Origin of the sequence: Acinetobacter psychrotolerans (genome assembly GCF_048552595.1) — a bacterium.
Classification (GTDB): Bacteria; Pseudomonadota; Gammaproteobacteria; order Pseudomonadales; family Moraxellaceae; genus Acinetobacter.
This window is the reverse complement of the sequence record NZ_JBIMDK010000004.1, coordinates 193,108-211,326: the sequence shown is the minus strand read 5'-3', so window position 1 is coordinate 211,326 and position 18,219 is coordinate 193,108. Positions and strand designations below refer to the sequence as shown.

Below are 18,219 nucleotides of genomic sequence, written 5' to 3'. Positions count from 1 at the left end.
TTCAAGCTAACTGCCAGGAGCAGACATGACCACTATACCAACGATCGATCTTGTAGATGCACTAGCTGCGGAATATACAGATAAATCACCGTCTGAAATATTAGAGTTGGCTTTATCGCAACAAGGTGAAATCGCCATCTCATTTTCTGGTGCAGAAGATGTTGTCTTGATTGATATGGCGCATCATTTAGGTAAGCCATACCGTGTCTTCAGCTTAGATACTGGTCGTTTGCATGCTGAAACCTATCAGTTTTTAGAAACAGTACGTAAACATTACAACATCAAAATTGAAATTTGTTTCCCTGAATCTGAAGCAGTCCAACAATTGGTAAATGAAAAAGGCTTATTCAGCTTCTATCAAGATGACCATAAAGAATGTTGTGGAATCCGAAAAGTACAACCCTTGCGAAAAAAATTAGCCACCCTAGATGGCTGGATCACAGGACAGCGTAAAGATCAAAGTCCGGGGACACGTACAGAAATTCCAGTTATTCAAGCCGATGTCGGTTTTTCAGGCGAAGGGAAACAATTGATTAAATATAATCCACTTGCCAATTGGTCAAGTGCAGATGTATGGAATTATATTCGCATGATGGAAATTCCATATAATCCTTTACATGAAAAAGGATATATTTCTATCGGTTGTGAGCCTTGTACACGTGCAATATTACCCAACCAACATGAACGTGAAGGTCGTTGGTGGTGGGAAGAAGCCACCCATAAAGAATGTGGGTTACATGCTGGAAATTTAAAATAGTTTTAGTATCAGATTTGGTTGAAAGAAGTCACTCCATTTGATGACTTCTTTCTAGACCCAACGTTCATCGAAATGCTTGGATTTCACCCTCCAAATCGTTCTATACTTTAGCTCAGGTTCTATAATTCTAACAATCCAACACTCGGACATGAGTTGTTGTAGACATTGCAGTGAGGCAATCCCAGACCATGCGCCCATTACACCCAATCGATTATATTTTTCTTAATTTAGAAAAGCGTCAACAACCTATGCATGTGGGTGGATTGTTCTTATTTCAAATTCCAGAACATGCCCCATCTACATTTATTCAAGATCTTGTTGCAGATATTCGTAATTCAAAATCTATTCCTGTTCCACCGTTTAACAATCGCTTAAATGGCTTTTTTTGGGATGAAGATGAAGAGTTTGATATTGACCATCATTTCCGTCACATCGCACTTCCGCACCCTGGACGAATTCGTGAATTATTGGTGTATATTTCACAAGAGCACAGCGCTTTAATTGATCGGGCTAAACCACTTTGGACGTGTCATATTATTGAAGGAATCGAAGGCAATCGCTTTGCCATGTATTTTAAAATCCACCATGCCATGATTGATGGTGTTGCGGGCATGCGCTTACTGGAGAAATCATTCTCTAAAGATCCAGATTCAAAAACTATTATTCCACCGTGGTGTGTCGAAGGTAAACGTGCAAAACGTCTAAAAGAAACCAAACTAGATAAAGCTAAAAAAATATACGCAACATTAAAAGGCCAAGTCGAATCTGCACCAAAAGTGACACAAGAGCTGTTCCAAACTGTGTTTAAAGAAATGGGCAAAAACCCAGACTATGTGTCGAGTTTCCAAGCACCACGCAGTTTGTTTAATCAACGAGTTAGTTCTTCACGCCGTTTTGCAGCACAATCATTTGAATTAGATCGTTTTAGAGACATTTCTAAAGCGCTTGGTGTGACCATTAATGATGTTATTTTAGCAGTCTGTTCAGGTGCAATTCGTGATTATTTAATTACGCAAGATGCTTTACCCAAAAAACCATTGGTTGCCATGGTTCCTGCTTCTCTACGTGATGACGACTCGGATATGAGTAACCGAATCACCATGATTTTGGCAAACTTGGGAACAGATAAAGAACAACCAGAAGAACGTTTAGAAATTATTCGTCGCAGTGTTCTACACTCTAAAAATCGTTTTAAACGCATGAGTTCAGATCAAATATTAAATTATAGTGCTTTTGTTTTTGGGCCAGCAGGGTTCAATATCGCGTCTGGAATGATGCCAAAAAATCAAGCATTTAACGTAATTATTTCCAATGTTCCAGGTCCTCGTGAACCTTTGTATTGGAATGGTGCAAAACTCGATGCACTCTACCCTGCTTCAATTGTTCTAGACGGGCAAGCTTTGAATATCACCATGACCAGTTATTTGGATAAATTAGAAGTCGGTTTAACAGGTTGCCGTAAATCATTACCTAAATTGCAAAATCTTTTGACGCATCTAGAAAATGAAATTCAAAAATTTGAGCACATTATAAGTGAAAAAAATGCTGCAAAATTAGCATCTGAGCAAAGTATCGAAATGAATACAGAAACTCAATTAAACAATAATACGTCTATTCAAAAAGTTATTGGTTAATATTATCTGAATTGCAAAAGCCTACGATATTAGGCTTTTGTGAATCTCATTATTTGTAAATAACTGTATTTTACAAATAATCTTTATTAAATATTCAATTGTGAATGTTAATTTCTTGCTTATTTGAACTTTACATTTTTATTTTCAAATGGAACGCATTTTTAATTAAAAAAGTTGAAAAATTAAGGGGCTCAATATTGCCCCTTAATTTTTAACATTTCGACATTTTTTTAAGAGTTGATGGCAAACATTGACCACCATATCTTTAGTAACGTTTACTTCTTTACCATTATCATCCAACATCACACATGTATTTTTCGGTTGATTGTCCAACACATGCATTATGCCACGACTGACTAATTGTTCACTTACACTCATTTTGACCTCACTTGCTAAGACTATTAAAAAGAGAAACGTCTTTGGCTACCTTTGTATCTAGTATTGTGAAATCAGTGAAAAAAGTAAAATTTCAGATGTAACAAGTGTTTAACGATATTCTGTTACAATTTCAACTCAGAATGATATCGTATTGCTCTTGCGTGTATAAATTTTCGACTTGAAATTTGATCACACGGTGAATGAAATGCTCCAAATCTGCGACAGCTGGGGCTTCTGCGGTTAGCAAGCGATCAATCACCGATGGATGTGCAATAACAGTAAAGCCAGTCTGAGATTCATAAGCACGTGTATAACGTAATATTTCTCGAAAGATTTCGTAACATACTGTCTCTGCAGTTTTGATATAACCGCGACCTTGACACGCAGGACAAGATTCACACAGTAAATGTTCCAGTGATTCTCGGGTACGTTTACGAGTCATTTCCACTAAACCCAATTCTGATACTTGGGTAATTTTGGTTTTAGCATGATCACGTTCAAGCATTTTATCGAACTGACTCATCACCTCTTCACGATGCAATACTTCTTGCATGTCAATGAAATCGATAATGATAATACCACCCAGATTACGCAAGCGAAGTTGACGAGCAATCACCTGCGTCGCTTCCATATTGGTTTTAAATACAGTGTCTTCAAGCGTACGCCCACCGACATATGAACCTGTATTGACATCAATAGTGGTCATCGCTTCGGTTTGATCAATCATCAAATAACCGCCAGACTTGAGCGCAACCCGAGTTTGTAAAGCACGTTGAATATCTTCTTCAACATTATACAAATCAAAAATTGGGCGCTCACCCGGATAATGAATCAGACGACTTTCCATGCTCGGTACAAATTCTTGAACAAATTCTTGTAATTTGGCATGAATTTCACGTGAATCTACCGAAATTTTTGCAGTATTTTCATTGGCCAAATCTCGAATGACACGTTGTGGCAACGGCAATTCTTCAAAAATCAAAGAAGGTACAACAATAATTTTTTGTCTGTCTTGAATGTATTGCCACAACTTGGCGAGATAAGCCATATCTTGTGCAATCGCAGCTTCTTCAATCCCTTCTGCTGCCGTTCGCACAATGACTGAACCTGGTAATTGATGCTCTGCTTGAATCCGTTCAATCATCGAACGCAAACGATCGCGCTCTTCTTCAGATTCAATACGTTGTGATACACCAGTATGACTACCATAGGGCATCAAAACCAGATAACGAGATGGGATAGAAAGATCTGTACTTAAACGCGCACCTTTTGTTCCCAGCATGTCTTTCATCACTTGAACCGTGAGGATTTGACCCGGTTGTAATAATTCAAAAACATTGGGCGTTGGTTGGTTACGTGCCCAAACCATATCATTAATATGTAAAAATGCAGTACGAGATAAGCCAATATCGACAAAAGCAGCTTGCATACCTGGAAGTACACGTACGACTTTACCTTTGTAAATATTCCCGACTAACCCACGCTTAACAGTGCGCTCAACGAACAGTTCATTGACCGTTCCATTTTGAATCAGCGCCACACGACATTCCATAGGTGTGACGTTAATCAATAATTCGTCAGACATAATAAAACTCAAAACATTATAAAAATTCTTTTGGTCAGCTAATTTAGTGCCTTAACTGCGTTGATCTATTTGATCTAATAACTGTATCGTTTCATGTAATGGTAAACCGACTACATTGCTATAACTGCCTTTTATAGCGATTATATATTGAGCTGCAATGCCTTGAATCGCATATGCGCCAGCTTTGCCTATCGGTTCACCTGTTGCCCAATAATCTTCCATATCTTGAGCACTTAACCGCTGAAATTCGACTTGTGTACGTACTACTTTACTGAATAATTGTTGGGCATTTGCAACACAAACACCTGTGAGCACTTCATGTTTTTGACCTGACAATAATGCCCAAATCTCAAAAGCATGTTGCTTCGACTCCGGCTTACCAATAATCTGATCTGCAAAAACCAAACTGGTGTCCGCTGCAATCACTGTACTATCAGGATATAATTGTAATACAGCTTGCGCTTTTTCAGTCGCCAGTCTTGCTACATAATGATCAGCCTGCTCATTTTCCAGCACAGATTCATCGATATCTGGGCTACAAGTCTCAAAACTTAAACCAACCTGTAACAACAGTTCTTTACGTCGAGGCGAACTCGAAGCTAGAATTAAATGCGCCATCTTTTTAATAGATAATAAAGAATAGGCCAACAAAAAATGCTAGAAACTAAAGGTTGCCAATGTCGTGTAATAGAAAAATGTGTACCCGCCATGACTTGCGCAATAAAAGAAAAAAACAAATACGCAATAATTGCAAAAGTACTAATCACCCAAAGATTATTGAAGGTCATGACACGACGTTCACGGATGAAATATCGAGTAATAAAAGCCACAAGTACATAACTTAAAGCATTCATTCCCAAGGGGGCATCTAATAATAAATCAGTAAATAAGCCAATGGTAAATGCAAACCATACACCACACCATGTTGGCTGACAAAGTACCCAAAACAGCATAATCATGAGCATATACAGTGGTCGCCAACCTGCCAAAGCATATGACATGGGGTAAACCATTAGTATTGAACCAATGATGATCGAAAAGATAATAATCCATAAAGGATCTTTGCGTTGCTTTTCTGACGAAAGCTTCTTAGCGATCAACATTCGGCTGCTCCATCGCTAAAGAATCTGAGAAAAGTACCACGACATGATGACCGCCCGCCAATTGTGCAGCAGGAACCACATCAATTTGAGCAAACTCACCGGTATTATGACGCATTACTTTTGACACTGAACCGACTAAATAACCTGCAGGAAAATGCTGTCCTAAACCTGAACTATACACCTTATCGCCCACTTTAATATTGGCACTTGTCGGTACATATTCCATTTTCAGATGTCCCAAATCACCCGTACCCGTCACAATGGCACGCATCCCAGAGCTTTCTAAACGAACTGATAAAGAATGTTCTTTATCTGAAAGCAACATGACACGACTACTGTGTGGATAGACATTGATAATTTGCCCCATGATTCCCTTATCATCTAAAACGGTTTGCCCAACTTTTAACTGATTGACTGAACCACGGTTGATAATAATGATATGACGTAAAGGATCAGCATCTGTTCCAATCACTTCTGCAATTTCCATACGCCCGTCAATAATCAGTGGCGTATCCAATAATCCTCTTAAACGAGTATTTTCGGCAGAAAGTTCAGAGAGTTTTTGCAGACGTACTTGCCCCTGAAGCAATTCGGCTTGCATCGCAGTATTTTCACGACGAAGTTGTGCTTCAGATTTGGTTTGTTGATTCAACCATTCTTTCGACAATACAGGATAGCTTGCAAGGGCATAAATAGGATTATATGCCGCATATAGAACTTCCCTTGCAGGTTGAATCACTTGCGGCATGCGCCAGTTAAAAAACAGCACAACCAAACAAGTGATTACCGCAATAATGAACGAGCGAAAAGATGGCGGTTGTCTTGAAAAGAGATTCGGTTGCACCGTCTCATCCTTAAACTTAATCTACGGAGTTTTAGCCTACAAAAAGCATATCATGATTTGGATTATCAAAAAATTCTAAAGCTTTTCCGCCACCACGAGTCACGCAAGTTAAAGGATCTTCGGCAACGACCACAGGTAAACCTGTTTCTTGTGCAAGCAATTTATCTAAGTTACGCAGCAATGCACCACCACCTGTCAAAACAATACCACGCTCTGCAATATCCGAAGATAATTCAGGTGGTGTTTGTTCTAAAGCAGATTTCACAGCAGATACGATGCTTTGTAGCGGGTCTGAAATCGCTTGGGTAATTTCGTCAGAAGTTACGGTAATTGCGCGCGGTACACCTTCTGCAAGGTTACGACCACGAACTTCAATTTCTAAAGTTTTGCCGTCTGCAATCGCCATACCCACTTCTTTTTTAATGGTTTCAGCTGTCGTTTCACCAATCACACAACCATGCGCTTTACGAACATAGTTAATGATTTGTTCATCAAAGACATCACCGCCGATACGAAGTGAGTCTGCATAGACACAGCCTTGAAGTGAAATAATTGCAATTTCAGTTGTACCACCACCGACATCTACAACCATAGAACCACAAGCTTGTTCTACAGGCATACCAGCACCAATTGCAGCAGCCATTGGCTCTTCAATTAGACGTACATCACGTGCACCTGCATTGAATACAGCTTCACGAATCGCACGGCGCTCTACCAAGGTCGATTTACATGGCACGCATACCACAACACGTGGCGCAGGTGGAAATAAACGTTTTTCGTGCACTCGACCAATGAATTGATTTAACATGGTTTCGGTGACTTCAAAATCGGCAATAACACCATCCTTCATCGGACGGATTGCAGAAATGTTTGCAGGTGTACGACCAAGCATTTGCTTAGCATCTAAACCCACGGCTGCAACAATTTTCTGCGAACCACTATGGCGAATTGCCACAACTGTCGGTTCATTTAATATAATGCCCCTTCCTGGTGCATAAATTAGTGTATTTGCAGTGCCTAAATCAATGGCAAGATCTGGCGAAAACAAGCCAATTAGTCGTTTTAGAATCACGGGTCGTTCTCAGTTTAAACTTTATGGGGACGCAAGATGGCAACTTTAACTAAATGTGATGATTTGAACAAGTCAATCGCTTATTATAACGCACAATATTTTGAATTTTTTAATACTGATTAGGTGAGACCTCATGTCAACTTCAGATGCACAGCAATCTGCAGAGTTAAATGCGCAAACTGTTTCAGCTATTGCCAATCTTGCACGATTGTCGCTGAATGATACGCAATCTGCTGAATATGCTCAAAGTTTAAATAAAATTTTAGGGATGATGGAAAGCTTAAAAGGCATTGATACCGAAGGTGTTGAGCCACTTAAAAGCCCATTTGATCATCCACAACCGCTTCGTGCCGATGTTGTCACAGAAACGGATCATCGTGAGCAATATCAAGCTATCGCCCCTGCAACTCAGGATGGTTTATACCTTGTCCCTCGCGTTATCGAATAATATTTGATCAATTAAACCTATTTATAAAATTAATCGTAAAGAATTGTACTCATGACTGATTTACACCGTTTATCGATTCGTGAAATGACTGAAGGGTTAAAAACTGCTCAGTTTTCATCTCATGAATTAACACAACACTATTTAGACCGTATTGCGAAAATTGATGATCGTGTTCAATCTTACGTTACGGTAACGCCTGAACAAGCTTTGGCTCAAGCTGATGCTGCTGATGGCTTACTTAGATCTGGAACGGCTGGTCTATTGACTGGCGTTCCGATTGCCCATAAAGATATTTTCTGTACTCAAGGCATTAAAACCACTGCGGGTTCTAAAATGCTCGATAATTTCGTATCGCCATACGATGCGACAGTGGTTGCCAAAGCCAAAGCAGCAGGCTTAGTGACTTTAGGTAAAGTGAACATGGACGAATTTGCCATGGGCTCTACCTCTGAAAATTCATTCTACGGCGCAACGGCTAACCCGTGGAATTTAGAACACGTACCAGGCGGCTCTTCGGGTGGTTCTGCGGCTTGCGTAGCTGCGGATCTTGCACCGATTGCAACAGGTACAGATACAGGCGGTTCTATTCGCCAACCTGCTTCATTCTGTGGTCTGACAGGTTTAAAACCAACTTATGGTCGTGTATCTCGTTTTGGGATGATTGCCTATGCATCATCTTTAGACCAAGGTGGTCCATTGGCTCGCTCTGCGGAAGACTGTGCATTTCTAATGAACACCATTGCAGGTCACGATGCGAAAGATTCAACTTCAATTCAGAAAGAAGTGGATGATTATGTTGCAAACTTAAATGCAACTGCGGTCAAAGGCTTACGCATTGGTATTCCTAAACAATACTTTAACGTACACGGCTTAGATGCAGACGTTAAAGCACGTGTTGAAGAATCATTGAGAAAACTACAGGACATGGGCGCGATTCTGGTTGAAATTGACCTGAATATGACTGAAGCCTACGTACCTACTTATTATTTGATTGCACCTGCGGAAGCATCTTCTAATTTGTCACGTTATGACGGCGTACGTTACGGCTACCGCTGTGAAAACCCTGTGGACTTAACGGACTTGTATAAACGTTCACGTTCAGAAGGTTTTGGTGCAGAAGTTCAACGTCGTATCCTCATTGGGACATATGCTCTTTCTGCAGGTTATTACGATGCGTACTATGTGAAAGCACAAAAAGTACGTCGTTTAATCCAACAAGATTTCTTAAAAGCATTTGAAACTGTAGATGTCATTGCTGCACCTTCTGCACCAACCACTGCATACAAAATTGGCGCAAAACTTGATCCAGTTGAAATGTACTTAGGTGATATTTACACCATCGCAGTGAACTTGGCTGGTCTTCCTGCAATCAATGCCCCTGTTGGTTTTGATGCGAACAACTTACCTGTCGGTTTACAATTGATTGGAAACTATTGGTCTGAATCGCAATTATTATCGATTGTTCATCAATATCAACAAAATACAGATTGGCATACGAAACGTGCGGCAATTGCTGAGGAGAATGCATAATGTCTAATACCTCAACAGCTCAAAAATCTAACCTGATTGATGGTTGGGAAGTCGTTATTGGTATCGAGATTCACACACAGCTTGCGACCAATTCTAAGATCTTCTCTGGTTCATCAACTGAATTTGGTCAAGACCCAAATACTCAAGCTAGTCTTGTCGATTTGGCAATGCCGGGCGTGCTTCCTGTATTGAATAAAGAAGTAGTTGATCTTGCCATTCGTTTTGGTTTAGGTATCGATGCGTACATTGACCAAACTTCTGTGTTTGCACGTAAAAACTATTTTTACCCAGATTCGCCAAAAGGCTACCAGATCAGCCAGATGGACAATCCGATTGTGGGCTTAGGTCATATCGACATTCAGCTTGATAATGGCACTGTGAAGCGCATAGGCGTGACGCGTGCGCATTTGGAAGAAGATGCAGGTAAATCTATTCATGATCAGTTCGAAGGTCTGTCTGGAATTGACTTAAACCGTGCAGGTACGCCGTTACTAGAAATCGTGTCTGAACCGGATATGCGTTCTGTTGAAGAAGCTTTGGCTTATATCAAATCAGTTCACACTTTGGTGCGTTGGTTAGGTATTTCTGACGGTAACATGGCAGAAGGTTCGTTCCGTTGTGACTGTAACGTGTCGTTACGTCGTCCGGGCAATGCGTTTGGTACACGTTGTGAATTGAAAAATATCAACTCTTTCCGTTTCATTGAACAAGCAATTAATGTAGAAATTGCACGTCAAATGGATATTTTGGAAGATGGCGGTAAAATCGACCAAGAAACACGTTTGTTCGATACTGTGAAGATGGAAACCCGTTCGATGCGTTCGAAAGAAGAAGCGAACGATTATCGTTATTTCCCAGACCCAGATTTGCTTCCTGTCATTATTTCAGATGAGCAAATTGAAGCTGCAAGAGCCGATCTTCCTGAATTACCTAAAGCACGTCGTGCGCGTTTTATCGCAGATTTTGCTGTGACTGAGTATGATGCTCATGTTTTAACGCTTTCACGTGAATTGGCAGATTTCTATGAAGCTGTCGTTGCAGCGGCGGGTGGTCTTGCACAAGGTAAAGTGTCTGCAAACTGGGTGATGGGTGAATTTTCTGGTGCTTTAAACAAAGCCGGTTTAGAACTTGCTGACTCGCCTGTTTCTGCTGAGAAATTGGGTGGTATGGTTGCTCGTATTGTGGATAACACGATTAACGGTAAGATCGCGAAGCAAGTGTTCGGCTTTATGTGGGATGAAGGCAAAACTGCAGACGAAATTATTGCGGAAAAAGGCTTGAAACAGGAAACTGATACAGGTGCGATTGAAGCGATTATTAAGGATGTACTTGCAGCCAACGAGAAGATGGTTGAAGAGTATAAGTCTGGTAAAGAAAAAGCCTTTAACGGTCTTGTCGGTCAAGTCATGAAAGCAGCTAAAGGTAAAGCTAACCCTGCGCAAGTAAATGAATTGATGAAGAAATTGATTGGTTAAAACTGATTGATTTTGGAATAAAAAACCCGCTTTAGAGCGGGTTTTTTTATATTAGATTAGGTTGCACTTGTTTATTCTTCAAATCTAACAACCTTGATTTTAGATTAATTTTTTGATTAGCCTTTTCAATTGATCCATCTGCCATATAACTCATCATTTTTTCGAGCTCTTCGATATTTCTTACAGGCTGAAAGATGGCTAATTTATTAACAAAAACTGTAGACTTTTTACCTAAAGAAACCAATTCAATTACATTTTTCAAAGTTCCTGTACTTTTTGCATCCCAAAGCATCAATCCATAGGAGGCAGATGTAACCATTGCCATATCTTTAACCGTAAAAAATTTTTTAGTCCCTTCTTGAAGCTCTGTTAATACCTGTTCAGTAGGCCATCTACCAACATTATTCCTAAGTTGATTTCCACTATAAAAAACTTTCACATTTTTATATTTTTTCAGACTCAGATATTCTTGTATTGATTTATCTACTCCATCCGCATCACCAATAATAATTGATAAATTTTCATGAATAATATTATCTATACGACTCAAGAAAGCCTGATTAATATTTTTAATACTTATCGAACCTGCAATAAAGACTGATTCCATCATTACCTCCAAGTAAGAGCTATCACATATATCTGATTAATACACTTATAGCTCTTTAACACTTTTACAGCTTCTTCCATAGAAGCTCCTGTATGATATAAGTCATCCACTAAAAGTACATTCCAAGGACCTTTTTCAGGATTAGAAATACTTTTGCTTATACTAAATTTACCATCTAATAATTCAAGTTTTTGAGATTTTGTACTAACATTTTTTAAGGGCGTCTCTGTTTTTGACTTTCGTAAAATATCTGTAAAACAAGGTTTATTTAACTTAGTTGCTAGTCTTTTTGAAAGCTCTATAACAGGTTGTCTATTTCTTGTAGTATCTGAGGGAGGCATTGGCACTACAAACCCAATATTATCCATTTTTTCTGATAAAACAACAGTATTCAATATGCTAGCTAGAGGTTCTACTTTAGAATAATCAGAACGATACTTTAATTGAAATAATGCTTCACCAACTTCTGTATATGTAGTATCAAATCGAGTATGACCATTCCCCCAAGTACCGATTGGTACACTTTTTAAAGTGTGTTTATCTAAGACACACCCCTTATCCCATGGCCCCATAATTTTTAAAAGATTTGTTTTCATAAAGTAGAATCATATCAAAGCTATAAGTATATGAATAATTGAGCCTAACTTTGCTAAATCAACAAAATATTTAAATTATTTTTAAAATATAATCACAAAACTTTAAGTCTTAAGTCATTTTCTGCCACTGAAACTACTTTGAGATGTATTTTGGAATTTTCATCAATAAAACTTTCAGCAAACAATACTGATTTCAACAAATTTATAATCTTGAATATTTCCTGTTACTATTTTATTACAATCAAAAACTTAAAAAAGTACCGTATCAGAAAATTTCGAGAGCCAAAACCACCTTAAACACTACACCTTTTTCTTTATTCTCAACCTCTACCCAACCACCATGCAACTTTACAATTACCAAACTACTCATCTGCATCTTCTTATACCGACTGATAATCATGAATATTTCCTGTCTCAACCTTACTATGTTTAAAATCAGAAAATTGAGACAACAAAACCTAAAAACCTCAACATGATCAACGAGAATAATGATGAGAAATTATCAAAATTGCCGAATGATTTATGAGAAACAACATACCCAAACCGACTCAAAAACAATACAATTCATAAACTCCTAACAATATCAGACAAATTTTAAGAGCAACAATGAAAAAAGCACTTCTCATACTTCCTATTCTGCTTCTCACAGGCACAGCAACTTTTGCAGAAACCAAACCAAATATTCCTGCAAATGAAGTCAATTCTATCTTTAAAGCAGCAGGTTTTAATAAAACCAATAAAGGCTGGAAAGCTGACTGTGGCATAGGTCAAATCACCACATATAAAGATCTCAATGGTGATGGACTAAAAGACGCCATCATTACAGATGCGAGTACCATGTGCTACGGCAACACTGGTGTAGGTTACTATATCGTTGCTCAACAAAAAAATGGACAATGGAAAATGATCCTAAAAGACTCAGGTATGCCTGAATTTTTAAAAACAAAAGGAACGGATGGTTGGCCTGATATTGAAAATGGAGGACCTGGATTTTGTTTCGAAGTTTTACGTTGGAATGGTCAAGCCTACAAAGTTAACCGTTATGAATACCAAGGAAAGGCTTGTTCACAATTCTAACAATTTGAAATTTTAAATAACGTCTAAACTAACCTAGCCTACGCTCAGGTTCATACTGATGAATAAAAACCGTATAAGTATCCGCAGGATGTACTACTTTTGCATGATGTAAAGCATGGGCGATATTACCTCTGTAATATGTTCTATGATTAATCATATGAAAAAGAATCTCTTCAGCAGTCAGAATCCCCATCTTTTGATCTATAAATTAAAAATGAAGAACCTAAGACAATGGCTCAACGTGAAGATCCTGTACAAATTTAATGAACTACTAATTAGACATATCAATTCGATGCTGTAATTTTTCAATAGAAGGCAATAGTTCTATATTTGTTTGGCTATGAAACGTTTCTGTATTTTATAAATGAGAGAGAAATAACTCTTCAACAATAGTTATATGATTGAATTATAGTTTTACAAAATTAAAATCACACACAAAACATCTCATTTCGTTAAAATACGTGTAAGTACTTTGGATAAAAAGTCATTTGAAAAAAACTCAAAAAACAGACTTTACAACATCTGCAATATCATTATTTTATTACGGATTCATTGTTATCATTTCAATTATTGTAATACTTGCCATATATCTACAGTTTAACCTCTGTGGTCGCGATCAAGTCATCAACACCTTACAGTACCAACTCGATCACTTGTCTGGATACGATGCCAATACCCAATATAATAGTTATAGCCAACAACAATGGCGCAGCCCAAATCACATTTTAGACCACACCACAATCAAATATCAAGGCTTCTTTCTGTCTCAAATATTCTCAACAAAAAGACAATGTCAGGTTCTATTTAATAGTAAACTCAATCATGAGATTATTATCTTTTATACTGCACATAAACACATAAGACCAACAGGCAACCGCTCTGCTACAATCCAATATTGGGCAACATTAGAGCGTATCCAAATCAATCAAAAAATCTTAAAACAAGGTGATATGATCAACTTTTTAAAGCAGAGTTCAAGATTATAACTATTTAGATAAACCCAACTTATTAAAAATATCAGGGGTTAAAAAAGTCATCACCAATTTATTTAAATCCACATAGCGAATCACACCTTGTAACTGCTGCTTCACTTCTGGGTTTTTAATAATATCCTCGCCCGTACTACGCCCTAACTCCTGAAAACTATCACCAACAGCTTGAATCCCTTCTGCCTGAATCACCGCTTTGGTCTGTGTCGCACACTGCTCCACAATCACATGCTGTAAGACTTGCGCAAACTTTTTATCCAGTTCAGTTCGCTGCGAATCCGTTACATTACTCAATGCTTTTAAATCTGGATGTGAAGACAATGCGGCAAATGTCCATTGCAAAACTGTGGTTTTATCGGTTGCAGTAGTAGCTTTGACTAAGCAATCACTAAGCTGATCGACCGTTTGCCCTGCAACTGCAAATTGCGCTGTTCCCAATAATGTTACTGCTAAAAAAGCAGACTGAACACGGCGAGAAAAACGACTAAGAATAGGAGAATACATTTGACGAGACATAATTAAACGGCTTTATTCAAAATAAGATTCTTTTTATCACAAAGTTGACCTTACCACCTGTTATGACTCTGTAAACGATGGCTTGATCACTTCGATTTTGTATTTTAAATCATCATCCAAAAAATAAGCATGCCTTTGACACAATAAGAGACATGCCTATTCAATTACTTCATTTGCTTTAACATATATTTCGCAACAGCATGATTCTGCCCAGCCGCTATATTCTGCAAAATACGCTTTGCACGATCTTGCGGATTAGAAAAACGACGACTATAACTCGGTACACTGGTTAAACATTTCGCCACCAAAACCCCAGACTCAGCATAAACATTCATACCTGTAGAACCATACAATTTACCGTAATTATAGGCACGTTCAGCATTATTACAGGCATTAATTTGGTTCTGTCCACGCCCTAAATCCTTACGTGCTGTGGCATACAGCTTCATTTGTTGATTTTGTGGTGTAGAAACTGCTTTTTCAGGCTGCGCTTTCTCTTTTTCCTCTTCTTCTATAGGTGGAATAATCGGTTTTTTCTCTTCTAATACTTTAATTTCAGCTTTAGTTACATTATTCGGAACTGGCTTTTTAGGAGTATTGGTCACCACTTTTTTGTCTTGTGGTGCAGCAACCGTAGTCGCTTTACCATACATTTTCTTAATTTCATCTAAAGACAAAACTTTAGTTTGCAGATTCACAACACGTGTTTCACCTTGTTCAAGCTTACGTTCCGATAGCGGTTCTATCGACACATACCATTGCTCGCCATTACTTTGCACACATTGGTATGCGCCAATACCCTGTTTTACATTGCTATAGGTATTTAATAATTTTTTTGACCAGATATCTTTAACTAAATGCATCGAACTTTTTTGAACTTGTGAAAATTGACCACCTTTAGCAATACAAAAACTGTTGAGATAGTTTTTCGGAATCTGCTTCTGAATCACCTGATCATGCTGTTTAGCCCCCCAGTCATAGACGTATTCTTTAGCTGAGCTATTATTTTCATTGATATTTTTTTTATAAATAACATCCTGTGCCGACGTATATTGTTTGAATGAATCCGAAGTTAAAGTCTTCACACTGGTACAGCCTTGCAAAACAAAGCCAACCGTACTGAGTAGCAGAAAAATTTTAAAATTCACGTATTATTCTCGGTAAAGCTCAATCCATGAAAATATCGTAAATATTGATAAATCTCAAACTTATTATATTGAATTTATTGACTATTTATCTAAATAAAATACACCTTTCACAACACTAAATAGATTTAACCTGAAATAAAATTACATTTTTTAAAATTACAAGATTTACCGCACAAAGTTAACATGGCTTTTATAGCTAAAAGCGTCACAAAACTAAATTATTTCAAACGATCCAAAATATGCTTTAAACGTATATTCTCGACATTTCCCTTATACACCGCATAAATTGGCGCAATACATGGACTATCTGCCTGTAAAGTTTTATAGACAATCTGTTTATTCCAAAAATCACGAATTGCCTCCGGAACAATCGACAATCCAATTCCTGCGGCAATCAAGTTTAAACTGGATGTTAAACGTGGTGCTTCTTGGACAATTTTGGGACTAAAACCGGCCTGATAACAACTCGCTAGAATATTATCAAACAAATCTTGTCCTGCTAAACGCCGATAGAGCACAAAATCATAGGCTTCTAAATCGAGCAAATGAATCGGATTTTCGGCTATTGCCAAAGGATGATTATTGGGTAAAGCTACAATTAAAGGTTCATCTAAAATATGTAAATTGGTTAAACCAAAACCAATCGGTGCAGGTTTACGCAAAAATACGATGTCATTCTTTTCATTGATAATTGAGTCGATGAGCGAATTGCTTCCATCTTCATTTAAATGTATCGAAACAGCAGGAAATGCCTCACGAAAATTACGTAATAAAGCAGGCAAAAATGAGTGTAAACCAACAGAATTAGTAAAACCGATATTGATCTGTCCTTCCAAGCCCATAGAAATATTTTGTACCCGTTTAGGAATCGCCTGTGCATGTGCGAGAATGCTCAAAGCCTCTTGATATAAGGCTTTTCCAGCTTCGGTCACTTCAACACCTCTCGGTAATCGTTTTAATAAATCTATAGATAATTCATCTTCTAAGCTTTTGATAATTCTAGTTAATGGTGGCTGCTGCATATTTAAGCGTACAGCCGCGCGAGAAATATTACTTTCCTCAACCACAGCAATAAACGCTTTAAGTTTATGAATATCAATCATGTCTATGCCTATTCTTATATTTAACTCAAAAAGTTAAGCATACTTTTAAAGTATGTTTAACAGCAAAAATAGCATTTTTCAATATAGCTAAACAAGCAGATAATACCCATTAAGCCAAATCGCTCCCCCCCTTACAGAGGTCTAAATGAATACTGAAGCAATTCCAATGGAACAGCAGGCAGAAACTCCAAATTGCAAAGCATTATTTTTAGGTTTTATGAAACTGGGCTTAATGGGTTTTGGTGGTGTTTTACCCCTCGCTCATCGACTGATTGTAGAAGATCAAAAATGGCTGACTTCCGCTCAATTTACAGATCTTCTCGGTGTTTGTCAGATTCTACCAGGCGGTAATATTGTCAATATGGCTGTTGCAATTGGTTATGATTTTTCAGGTGTCAAAGGCGCAATGAGTGCTGTATTTGGTTTAATGCTCGCTCCAACCATCATTGTCATTTCGCTCTATCAACTCTATGCACAATTTCAATATATTCCCTTGGTACAGCACATGATTCAAGGCTTAGCCGCCGCTGCCGCAGGTTTACTTTTTGCCACAGGTTTTAAAATGTTAAAACCGTTAATGAAAAGCAAATTGACCTACTTCACCATCATATTAACCATCATCTTCATGCTGTTTATCAAACTCCCTTTAGCACTGACTTTATTGATATTGGTTGCCATTAACATCGCTGTGCTTAGCATTAAACAACGCCGAATGAATCAGGAGTAAAACGCCATGTATGTCCTTTTAGCACTCACTTTAGTTTTTACTCAATTGTCTTTATTGGCTTTTGGTGGCGGAAATGCAATCTTGCCAGAAATGCAGCATCAAGTGGTAACGGTTCATCACTGGATGACTGCTGAACAATTCAGCTCAATGTTTGCTATGGCGCAAGCTGCACCTGGTCCAAATATGATGATTGTCCCTTTGGTCGGTTGGCACGTTGCAGGACCTATGGGTTTAATGGTGACATCACTGGCAAAATTTGGCCCATCTTCAATTATTACAATCTATGCACTTAAATTTTGGAATAATTTTAAAGATAATCCATTGCGCACAAAATTTGAAAAGGCACTCAAACCGATTACTGTGGGTTTGGTCTTAGTCAGTGCTTGGATCATTGCACAAGCTTCTGCACAAAATGCGTTACTCATTGCTATTGTGGCTTTAACAATATGTTTAAGTTTATTTAGAAATATCCATCCTGTTTGGTTAATGCTGATTGGTGCAGGCGCTGGTGCAGTTTTGCTTTGATGCTTTGATGCTTTGATGCTTTGATGCTTTGATGCTTTGATGCTTTGACAGCATAAATTTTAAAGTCAAAAACCCGCAAATTGCGGGTTTTAAAATTGAATTGAT

22 protein-coding genes are annotated in these 18,219 nt (G+C 38.1%); 9 read left to right on the top strand and 13 right to left on the bottom strand.

From position 1 onward, the window contains the following. Positions 1 to 25 precede the first annotated feature (25 nt). Both ACG94X_RS05635 and ACG94X_RS05630 read left to right on the top strand, forming a co-directional pair. Positions 26 to 757: a phosphoadenylyl-sulfate reductase gene (locus tag ACG94X_RS05635; protein WP_419382761.1), complete on the top strand. Its 732-nt coding sequence runs from the start codon at positions 26 to 28 to the stop codon at positions 755 to 757. A gap of 188 nt (positions 758 to 945) precedes the next feature. Next, positions 946 to 2,391: a WS/DGAT/MGAT family O-acyltransferase gene (locus ACG94X_RS05630; protein WP_419382760.1), complete on the top strand. Its 1,446-nt coding sequence runs from the start codon at positions 946 to 948 to the stop codon at positions 2,389 to 2,391. A 204-nt stretch (positions 2,392 to 2,595) separates the two neighbouring features. Here the strand turns inward: ACG94X_RS05630 and ACG94X_RS05625 are convergent, their stop codons facing one another. The 6 genes from ACG94X_RS05625 to ACG94X_RS05600 all read right to left on the bottom strand — a co-directional run bounded on the left by ACG94X_RS05625 (position 2,596) and on the right by ACG94X_RS05600 (position 7,373). Next, the gene (locus tag ACG94X_RS05625) at positions 2,596 to 2,769 is read right to left on the bottom strand and encodes a PA1571 family protein (RefSeq protein ID WP_419382759.1); all 174 of its coding nucleotides are present in this window, start codon (positions 2,767 to 2,769) and stop codon (positions 2,596 to 2,598) included. Positions 2,770 to 2,899: 130 nt separating this feature from the next. Next, the gene (gene rng / locus ACG94X_RS05620; protein ID WP_419382758.1) at positions 2,900 to 4,354 is read right to left on the bottom strand and encodes a ribonuclease G; all 1,455 of its coding nucleotides are present in this window, start codon (positions 4,352 to 4,354) and stop codon (positions 2,900 to 2,902) included. A 51-nt stretch (positions 4,355 to 4,405) separates the two neighbouring features. Further along, positions 4,406 to 4,972 carry a Maf family nucleotide pyrophosphatase gene (locus ACG94X_RS05615; RefSeq protein WP_419382757.1) on the bottom strand — a complete coding sequence of 189 codons (567 nt, stop codon included), beginning with the start codon at positions 4,970 to 4,972 and terminating at the stop codon, positions 4,406 to 4,408. Next, positions 4,960 to 5,457: a rod shape-determining protein MreD gene (gene mreD, locus ACG94X_RS05610; protein ID WP_419382756.1), complete on the bottom strand. Its 498-nt coding sequence runs from the start codon at positions 5,455 to 5,457 to the stop codon at positions 4,960 to 4,962. Before mreD ends, ACG94X_RS05615 begins: the two co-directional genes overlap by 13 nt. Next, complete coding sequence (gene mreC / locus ACG94X_RS05605; RefSeq protein ID WP_419382755.1) at positions 5,444 to 6,301, bottom strand: rod shape-determining protein MreC; 858 nt, start codon at positions 6,299 to 6,301, stop codon at positions 5,444 to 5,446. Before mreC ends, mreD begins: the two co-directional genes overlap by 14 nt. Before the next feature lie 31 nt (positions 6,302 to 6,332). After that, the gene (locus tag ACG94X_RS05600) at positions 6,333 to 7,373 is read right to left on the bottom strand and encodes a rod shape-determining protein (RefSeq protein WP_419382754.1); all 1,041 of its coding nucleotides are present in this window, start codon (positions 7,371 to 7,373) and stop codon (positions 6,333 to 6,335) included. Positions 7,374 to 7,506: 133 nt separating this feature from the next. On the opposite strand from ACG94X_RS05600, the gene gatC reads away from it, so the two are divergent. The 3 genes from gatC to gatB are packed head-to-tail and all read left to right on the top strand — an operon-like array spanning position 7,507 to position 10,826. Then, positions 7,507 to 7,821: an Asp-tRNA(Asn)/Glu-tRNA(Gln) amidotransferase subunit GatC gene (gatC, locus tag ACG94X_RS05595; RefSeq protein ID WP_419382753.1), complete on the top strand. Its 315-nt coding sequence runs from the start codon at positions 7,507 to 7,509 to the stop codon at positions 7,819 to 7,821. A 51-nt stretch (positions 7,822 to 7,872) separates the two neighbouring features. Next, a complete protein-coding gene (gatA, locus tag ACG94X_RS05590; RefSeq protein ID WP_419382752.1) occupies positions 7,873 to 9,351 on the top strand; it encodes an Asp-tRNA(Asn)/Glu-tRNA(Gln) amidotransferase subunit GatA in 1,479 nt (492 codons plus the stop codon). After that, positions 9,351 to 10,826, top strand: a complete 1,476-nt coding sequence (gene gatB, locus ACG94X_RS05585) for an Asp-tRNA(Asn)/Glu-tRNA(Gln) amidotransferase subunit GatB (RefSeq protein WP_419382751.1) — start codon at positions 9,351 to 9,353, stop codon at positions 10,824 to 10,826. The genes gatA and gatB overlap by 1 nt, the downstream gene beginning before the upstream one ends. A gap of 46 nt (positions 10,827 to 10,872) precedes the next feature. Here gatB and ACG94X_RS05580 read toward each other — a convergent pair whose 3' ends face one another. From ACG94X_RS05580 to ACG94X_RS05570, 3 genes are all read right to left on the bottom strand, one after another. Then, positions 10,873 to 11,433, bottom strand: coding sequence for a hypothetical protein (locus tag ACG94X_RS05580; RefSeq protein ID WP_419382750.1), 561 nt, complete (start codon positions 11,431 to 11,433; stop codon positions 10,873 to 10,875). Between the two features lie 2 nt (positions 11,434 to 11,435). Further along, positions 11,436 to 12,029, bottom strand: a complete 594-nt coding sequence (locus ACG94X_RS05575) for a ComF family protein (RefSeq protein WP_419382749.1) — start codon at positions 12,027 to 12,029, stop codon at positions 11,436 to 11,438. A 265-nt stretch (positions 12,030 to 12,294) separates the two neighbouring features. Then, on the bottom strand, positions 12,295 to 12,429 hold the full coding sequence (locus tag ACG94X_RS05570; RefSeq protein WP_419382748.1) for a hypothetical protein: 135 nt from the start codon (positions 12,427 to 12,429) through the stop codon (positions 12,295 to 12,297). Between the two features lie 206 nt (positions 12,430 to 12,635). On the opposite strand from ACG94X_RS05570, the gene ACG94X_RS05565 reads away from it, so the two are divergent. Further along, positions 12,636 to 13,106 (top strand): hypothetical protein, encoded by a 471-nt coding sequence (locus tag ACG94X_RS05565; RefSeq protein WP_419382747.1) that lies wholly within the window; start codon positions 12,636 to 12,638, stop codon positions 13,104 to 13,106. A gap of 28 nt (positions 13,107 to 13,134) precedes the next feature. Here ACG94X_RS05565 and ACG94X_RS05560 read toward each other — a convergent pair whose 3' ends face one another. Next, positions 13,135 to 13,299, bottom strand: coding sequence for a DinB family protein (locus tag ACG94X_RS05560; RefSeq protein ID WP_419382746.1), 165 nt, complete (start codon positions 13,297 to 13,299; stop codon positions 13,135 to 13,137). Positions 13,300 to 13,594: 295 nt separating this feature from the next. On the opposite strand from ACG94X_RS05560, the gene ACG94X_RS05555 reads away from it, so the two are divergent. After that, positions 13,595 to 14,092: a hypothetical protein gene (locus ACG94X_RS05555; RefSeq protein ID WP_419382745.1), complete on the top strand. Its 498-nt coding sequence runs from the start codon at positions 13,595 to 13,597 to the stop codon at positions 14,090 to 14,092. On the opposite strand, the gene ACG94X_RS05550 is transcribed toward ACG94X_RS05555, so the two are convergent. From ACG94X_RS05550 to ACG94X_RS05540, 3 genes are all read right to left on the bottom strand, one after another. After that, positions 14,093 to 14,611, bottom strand: coding sequence for a hypothetical protein (locus tag ACG94X_RS05550; RefSeq protein ID WP_419382744.1), 519 nt, complete (start codon positions 14,609 to 14,611; stop codon positions 14,093 to 14,095). A gap of 164 nt (positions 14,612 to 14,775) precedes the next feature. Beyond that, positions 14,776 to 15,759 (bottom strand): hypothetical protein, encoded by a 984-nt coding sequence (locus tag ACG94X_RS05545; RefSeq protein ID WP_419382743.1) that lies wholly within the window; start codon positions 15,757 to 15,759, stop codon positions 14,776 to 14,778. Between the two features lie 218 nt (positions 15,760 to 15,977). Next, positions 15,978 to 16,862 (bottom strand): LysR family transcriptional regulator, encoded by an 885-nt coding sequence (locus ACG94X_RS05540; protein ID WP_419382742.1) that lies wholly within the window; start codon positions 16,860 to 16,862, stop codon positions 15,978 to 15,980. Positions 16,863 to 17,007: 145 nt separating this feature from the next. Here ACG94X_RS05540 and ACG94X_RS05535 point away from each other — a divergent pair, with 145 nt between their 5' ends. Further along, positions 17,008 to 17,589: a chromate transporter gene (locus tag ACG94X_RS05535; RefSeq protein WP_419382741.1), complete on the top strand. Its 582-nt coding sequence runs from the start codon at positions 17,008 to 17,010 to the stop codon at positions 17,587 to 17,589. A gap of 6 nt (positions 17,590 to 17,595) precedes the next feature. Then, a complete protein-coding gene (locus ACG94X_RS05530; RefSeq protein WP_419382740.1) occupies positions 17,596 to 18,114 on the top strand; it encodes a chromate transporter in 519 nt (172 codons plus the stop codon). The last annotated feature ends 105 nt before the right edge of the window (positions 18,115 to 18,219 follow it).

Excerpts from the sequence above, each read along its gene's own strand:
- ACG94X_RS05560 (WP_419382746.1), bottom strand. The coding sequence starts at position 13,299 with ATGGGGATTCTGACTGCTGAAGAGATTCTTTTTCATATGATTAATCAT.
- ACG94X_RS05635 (WP_419382761.1), top strand. The coding sequence starts at position 26 with ATGACCACTATACCAACGATCGATCTTGTAGATGCACTAGCTGCGGAA.
- gatA (WP_419382752.1), top strand. The coding sequence starts at position 7,873 with ATGACTGATTTACACCGTTTATCGATTCGTGAAATGACTGAAGGGTTA.
- mreD (WP_419382756.1), bottom strand. The coding sequence starts at position 5,457 with ATGTTGATCGCTAAGAAGCTTTCGTCAGAAAAGCAACGCAAAGATCCT.
- ACG94X_RS05615 (WP_419382757.1), bottom strand. The coding sequence starts at position 4,972 with ATGGCGCATTTAATTCTAGCTTCGAGTTCGCCTCGACGTAAAGAACTG.
- gatB (WP_419382751.1), top strand. The coding sequence starts at position 9,351 with ATGTCTAATACCTCAACAGCTCAAAAATCTAACCTGATTGATGGTTGG.
- ACG94X_RS05550 (WP_419382744.1), bottom strand. The coding sequence starts at position 14,611 with ATGTCTCGTCAAATGTATTCTCCTATTCTTAGTCGTTTTTCTCGCCGT.
- ACG94X_RS05570 (WP_419382748.1), bottom strand. The coding sequence starts at position 12,429 with ATGATTATCAGTCGGTATAAGAAGATGCAGATGAGTAGTTTGGTAATT.
- ACG94X_RS05580 (WP_419382750.1), bottom strand. The coding sequence starts at position 11,433 with ATGGAATCAGTCTTTATTGCAGGTTCGATAAGTATTAAAAATATTAAT.
- rng (WP_419382758.1), bottom strand. The coding sequence starts at position 4,354 with ATGTCTGACGAATTATTGATTAACGTCACACCTATGGAATGTCGTGTG.
- ACG94X_RS05565 (WP_419382747.1), top strand. The coding sequence starts at position 12,636 with ATGAAAAAAGCACTTCTCATACTTCCTATTCTGCTTCTCACAGGCACA.
- gatC (WP_419382753.1), top strand. The coding sequence starts at position 7,507 with ATGTCAACTTCAGATGCACAGCAATCTGCAGAGTTAAATGCGCAAACT.
- ACG94X_RS05535 (WP_419382741.1), top strand. The coding sequence starts at position 17,008 with ATGAATACTGAAGCAATTCCAATGGAACAGCAGGCAGAAACTCCAAAT.
- ACG94X_RS05530 (WP_419382740.1), top strand. The coding sequence starts at position 17,596 with ATGTATGTCCTTTTAGCACTCACTTTAGTTTTTACTCAATTGTCTTTA.
- ACG94X_RS05625 (WP_419382759.1), bottom strand. The coding sequence starts at position 2,769 with ATGAGTGTAAGTGAACAATTAGTCAGTCGTGGCATAATGCATGTGTTG.
- ACG94X_RS05630 (WP_419382760.1), top strand. The coding sequence starts at position 946 with ATGCGCCCATTACACCCAATCGATTATATTTTTCTTAATTTAGAAAAG.
- ACG94X_RS05540 (WP_419382742.1), bottom strand. The coding sequence starts at position 16,862 with ATGATTGATATTCATAAACTTAAAGCGTTTATTGCTGTGGTTGAGGAA.
- ACG94X_RS05575 (WP_419382749.1), bottom strand. The coding sequence starts at position 12,029 with ATGAAAACAAATCTTTTAAAAATTATGGGGCCATGGGATAAGGGGTGT.